The sequence below is a fragment of the Cryobacterium sp. HLT2-28 genome (assembly GCF_004402495.1).
Classification (GTDB): Bacteria; Actinomycetota; Actinomycetes; order Actinomycetales; family Microbacteriaceae; genus Cryobacterium; species Cryobacterium mannosilyticum.
Window position 1 is genome coordinate 1 of sequence record NZ_SOFH01000015.1, and the last position, 5,872, is coordinate 5,872.

General features: G+C 53.4%; 2 rRNA genes. Both read right to left on the bottom strand.

The window, feature by feature from the left end:
* Positions 1-62: 62 nt before the first annotated feature.
* Positions 63-3,191: ribosomal RNA gene (locus E3O48_RS06105) — 23S ribosomal RNA — on the bottom strand.
* A gap of 912 nt (positions 3,192-4,103) precedes the next feature.
* A 16S ribosomal RNA gene (locus E3O48_RS06110) occupies positions 4,104-5,625 on the bottom strand.
* Together the 16S and 23S rRNA genes form the textbook arrangement of a ribosomal RNA operon.
* Positions 5,626-5,872 lie beyond the last annotated feature (247 nt).

Sequence of the window (5,872 nt, forward strand, 5' to 3'; positions counted from 1 at the left end):
TTGTTCTCGACCGTACATCGAGAACCACATAGTGGACGCTTGCAGCTTATTCAAACTGGTGTGTTATCAAATTATTGGCTTATTAGTACCGGTCAGCTCCAAGGGTCTTTAGTCCCCTCTTCCACATCCGGCCTATCAACGCAGTAGTCTAGCTGCGAGCCTCTCCCCCGAAGGGATGGAAATCTCATCTCGAAGCCGGCTTCCCGCTTAGATGCTTTCAGCGGTTATCCGTTCCGAACGTAGCTAATCAGCGGTGCTCCTGGCGGAACAACTGACACACCAGAGGTTCGTCCATCCCGGTCCTCTCGTACTAGGGATAGATCTTCTCAAATTTCCTGCGCGCGCAGCGGATAGGGACCGAACTGTCTCACGACGTTCTAAACCCAGCTCGCGTACCGCTTTAATGGGCGAACAGCCCAACCCTTGGGACCTACTCCAGCCCCAGGATGCGACGAGCCGACATCGAGGTGCCAAACCATGCCGTCGATATGGACTCTTGGGCAAGATCAGCCTGTTATCCCCGAGGTACCTTTTATCCGTTGAGCGACAGCGCTTCCACAAGCCACTGCCGGATCACTAGTCCCGACTTTCGTCCCTGCTCGACTTGTCAGTCTTACAGTCAAGCTCCCTTGTGCACTTACACTCGACACCTGATTGCCAACCAGGTTGAGGGAACCTTTGGGCGCCTCCGTTACTTTTTAGGAGGCAACCGCCCCAGTTAAACTACCCACCAGGCACTGTCCCTGAACCGGATCACGGTTCGAAGTTAGATATCCAATATGACCAGAGTGGTATTTCAACGTTGACTCCACTCGAACTAGCGTCCAAGCTTCACAGTCTCCCACCTATCCTACACAAGCCACACCGAACACCAATACCAAGCTGTAGTAAAGGTCACGGGGTCTTTCCGTCCTGCTGCGCGTAACGAGCATCTTTACTCGTAATGCAATTTCGCCGAGTTCGCGGTTGAGACAGCTGGGAAGTCGTTACGCCATTCGTGCAGGTCGGAACTTACCCGACAAGGAATTTCGCTACCTTAGGATGGTTATAGTTACCACCGCCGTTTACTGGGGCTTAAATTCTCAGCTTCGCCTTGCGGCTAACCGTTCCTCTTAACCTTCCAGCACCGGGCAGGCGTCAGTCCGTATACATCGTCTTGCGACTTGGCACGGACCTGTGTTTTTAGTAAACAGTCGCTTCCCACTGGTCTCTGCGGCCTTCGAACGCTCCCGGAGCAAGTCCGTTCACGCCTCAGGCCCCCCTTCTCCCGAAGTTACGGGGGCATTTTGCCGAGTTCCTTAACCACGATTCTCTCGATCTCCTTAGTATTCTCTACCTGATCACCTGAGTCGGTTTGGGGTACGGGTGACTAAAACCTCGCGTCGATGCTTTTCTTGGCAGCATAGGATCACTGATTTCGCCCTTACGGGCTACCCATCGGGTCTCAGCCTTATATGAGAGACGGATTTGCCTATCTCTCGGCCTACATCCTTAGACCGGGACAACCATCGCCCGGCTCAGCTACCTTCCTGCGTCACACCTGTTAATACGCTAACCGCACCAGCATAGGGTCGCACGCTAGGCCCCACGCGTCACCCCGAAGGGATCCGTCTAGGGGATTCAGATGCTTAGCATTACTGGATTAGCTTGGGCGGTTTTTCGCCAGTACGGGAATATAAACCCGTTGTCCATCGACTACGCCTGTCGGCCTCGCCTTAGGTCCCGACTTACCCAGGGCGGATTAGCCTGGCCCTGGAAACCTTGATCTTTCGGAGGACGGGTTTCTCACCCGTCTTTCGCTACTCATGCCTGCATTCTCACTCGTGTAGCCTCCACGGCTGGTTTACACCGCCGCTTCGCTGGCCACACGACGCTCTCCTACCCATCAACACGGCTGAACCAACACCACAAGGGTGCGGCTTACCAAAAATATCAATGCCACAACTTCGGTGGCGTGCTTGAGCCCCGTTACATTGTCGGCGCGGAATCACTTGACCAGTGAGCTATTACGCACTCTTTCAAGGGTGGCTGCTTCTAAGCCAACCTCCTGGTTGTCTGTGCAACTCCACATCCTTTCCCACTTAGCACGCGCTTTGGGACCTTAGTTGGTGGTCTGGGTTGTTTCCCTCTCGACGATGAAGCTTATCCCCCACCGTCTCACTGCTGCGCTCTCACTTACCGGCATTCGGAGTTTGGCTGACGTCAGTAAGCTTTTAGGCCCCATCGGCCATCCAGTAGCTCTACCTCCGGCAAGAAACACGCAACGCTGCACCTAAATGCATTTCGGAGAGAACCAGCTATCACGAAGTTTGATTGGCCTTTCACCCCTATCCACAGCTCATCCCCTCCATTTTCAACTGAAGTGGGTTCGGTCCTCCACGACGTCTTACCGTCGCTTCAACCTGGCCATGGATAGATCACTTCGCTTCGGGTCTAGGACATGCGACTGAATCGCCCTATTCAGACTCGCTTTCGCTACGCATTCCCCTCTCGGGTTAAGCTCGCCACATATCACTAACTCGCAGGCTCATTCTTCAAAAGGCACGCTGTCACCAGAACAAAGCTGGCTCCAACGGTTTGTAAGCAAACGGTTTCAGGTACTATTTCACTCCCCTCCCGGGGTACTTTTCACCTTTCCCTCACGGTACTTGTTCACTATCGGTCATGTAGGAGTATTTAGGCTTATCAGGTGGTCCTGACAGATTCACACGGGATTTCTCGGGCCCCGTGCTACTTGGGATACTCTTCGGGCGATTGCTGCATTTCGACTACGGGGTTCGCACCCTCTATGACCAGGCTTTCAATCCTGTTCGTCTATACAACGTTCTAACCCTCACTGTTCGGCAGAAGCAGCAGAAAAGTCCCGCAACCCCGACCATGCAACGCCTGCCGGCTATCACACATGATCGGTTTAGCCTCATCCGGTTTCGCTCGCCACTACTAACGGAATCACTATTGTTTTCTCTTCCTGTGGGTACTGAGATGTTTCACTTCCCCACGTTCCCTCTACCCGCCCTATATATTCAGGCGGGAGTCACCAGGTCACCTCACGGGCCTGGCGGGGTTTCCCCATTCGGACATCCTCGGATCACAGTTCGTTTATCAACTCCCCGAGGCTTATCGCAGATTACTACGTCCTTCTTCGGCTCTACATGCCAAGGCATTCACCGTTTGCTCTTAGAAATTTGAAATCACATGAGTTTGAATCGATTGGTGCCCCGACTTACGCCGGAGCAGAAATTGACCAATGATCTAATTGCTTAGATCTTTGTAATTTGCAGTCCGAAGACTGTCAAATTTAAGATGCTCGCGTCCACTGTGTAGTTCTCAAAGTACGGGCGGTACCCTCACCCAGCCACGAATGATGTGACTGAGAAAAGGTCCAGAGGAACNTCACGAATAAAATCCGCGACAGAAATTGACCAATGATCTAACACTCAAAGAGTGTTTTGATCTTTGTAATCTGTCGGACCGAAGTCCGATCAAATTTAAGATGCTCGCGTCCACTGTGTAGTTCTCAAAGTACGGGCGGTACCCTCACCCAGCCACGAATGATGTGACTGAGAAAAGGTCCAGAGGAACAGTCCAACCAGGCCGAAGCCCAAGTTGTTCCGGTCCCTCAGGACCCAACAGCGTGCAATATGCAAACCCTCGACGCTCAACCCTTTCCAACTCCCCTGCTGTAAACAACAAGCGAGCGTACCGGGATCTAACGTTCTAGACCTGCATCAATGTCAATGTTCCACCCATGAGCGCCACCGGAAAACGTGTGTTTCCGAAATGGCTTGGCACCTTGATCTCCCTGTATACAGAGGAGAGGTGCTGTGCTCCTTAGAAAGGAGGTGATCCAGCCGCACCTTCCGGTACGGCTACCTTGTTACGACTTAGTCCTAATCACCGATCCCACCTTCGACAGCTCCNTATACAGACCCGCCAGAAACCAACCTTTCCGATACCCCGAAGAGCATGTACTGGATTAGAACCTCTTGGTTCTGCATCAATGTCAATGTTCCACCCATGAGCGCCACCGGAAAACGTGTGTTTCCGAAATGGCTTGGCAGTGGTGTTCCGCTGTAGACAGACGGCACTGCTGTGCTCCTTAGAAAGGAGGTGATCCAGCCGCACCTTCCGGTACGGCTACCTTGTTACGACTTAGTCCTAATCACCGATCCCACCTTCGACAGCTCCTCCCCTTGCGGGTTAGGCCACTGGCTTCGGGTGTTACCGACTTTCATGACTTGACGGGCGGTGTGTACAAGGCCCGGGAACGTATTCACCGCAGCGTTGCTGATCTGCGATTACTAGCGACTCCGACTTCATGAGGTCGAGTTGCAGACCTCAATCCGAACTGAGACCGGCTTTTTGGGATTCGCTCCACCTTGCGGTATTGCAGCCCTTTGTACCGGCCATTGTAGCATGCGTGAAGCCCAAGACATAAGGGGCATGATGATTTGACGTCATCCCCACCTTCCTCCGAGTTGACCCCGGCAGTATCCCATGAGTTCCCACCATTACGTGCTGGCAACATAGGACGAGGGTTGCGCTCGTTGCGGGACTTAACCCAACATCTCACGACACGAGCTGACGACAACCATGCACCACCTGTATAGAGACCTTGCGGGGCGACTGTTTCCAGACGTTTCCTCTATATGTCAAGCCTTGGTAAGGTTCTTCGCGTTGCATCGAATTAATCCGCATGCTCCGCCGCTTGTGCGGGCCCCCGTCAATTCCTTTGAGTTTTAGCCTTGCGGCCGTACTCCCCAGGCGGGGAACTTAATGCGTTAGCTGCGACACGGAGACCGTGGAATGGTCCCCACATCTAGTTCCCAACGTTTACGGCATGGACTACCAGGGTATCTAATCCTGTTCGCTCCCCATGCTTTCGCTCCTCAGCGTCAGTTACGGCCCAGAGATCTGCCTTCGCCATTGGTGTTCCTCCTGATATCTGCGCATTCCACCGCTACACCAGGAATTCCAATCTCCCCTACCGCACTCTAGTCTGCCCGTACCCACTGCAGGCCCGAGGTTGAGCCTCGGGTTTTCACAGCAGACGCGACAAACCGCCTACGAGCTCTTTACGCCCAATAATTCCGGACAACGCTTGCACCCTACGTATTACCGCGGCTGCTGGCACGTAGTTAGCCGGTGCTTTTTCTGCAGGTACCGTCACTTTTACGCTTCTTCCCTACTAAAAGAGGTTTACAACCCGAAGGCCGTCGTCCCTCACGCGGCGTTGCTGCATCAGGCTTTCGCCCATTGTGCAATATTCCCCACTGCTGCCTCCCGTAGGAGTCTGGGCCGTGTCTCAGTCCCAGTGTGGCCGGTCACCCTCTCAGGCCGGCTACCCGTCGTCGCCTTGGTGAGCCATTACCTCACCAACTAGCTGATAGGCCGCGAGCTCATCCTTGACCAAAATTCTTTCCACCCCCAGAGATGCCTCCAAAGGTCGTATCCGGTATTAGACGTCGTTTCCAACGCTTATCCCAGAGTCAAGGGCAGATTGCTCACGTGTTACTCACCCGTTCGCCACTGATCAGAGAAGCAAGCTCCTCATCACCGTTCGACTTGCATGTGTTAAGCACGCCGCCAGCGTTCGTCCTGAGCCAGGATCAAACTCTCCGTAAATGTTTGATTGCACGGATGCAAGCATCCGGCACATCTAGTGTGACTGACCGCCGGAATGGGCGGACCAGACACAAGTTTGAAACTGACAGAACAAATCATTACTGACTTGCTTTGTTGTTTAAATGTTTTCCAAAGGAATCTCTTCCGCGGTACTCCCTAGAAAGGAGCCCTACGACCGAGGTTTTTGGCATTTGACATTGTGCACGCTGTTGAGTTCTCAAGGATCGGACGCACCCAACTTCAGGCC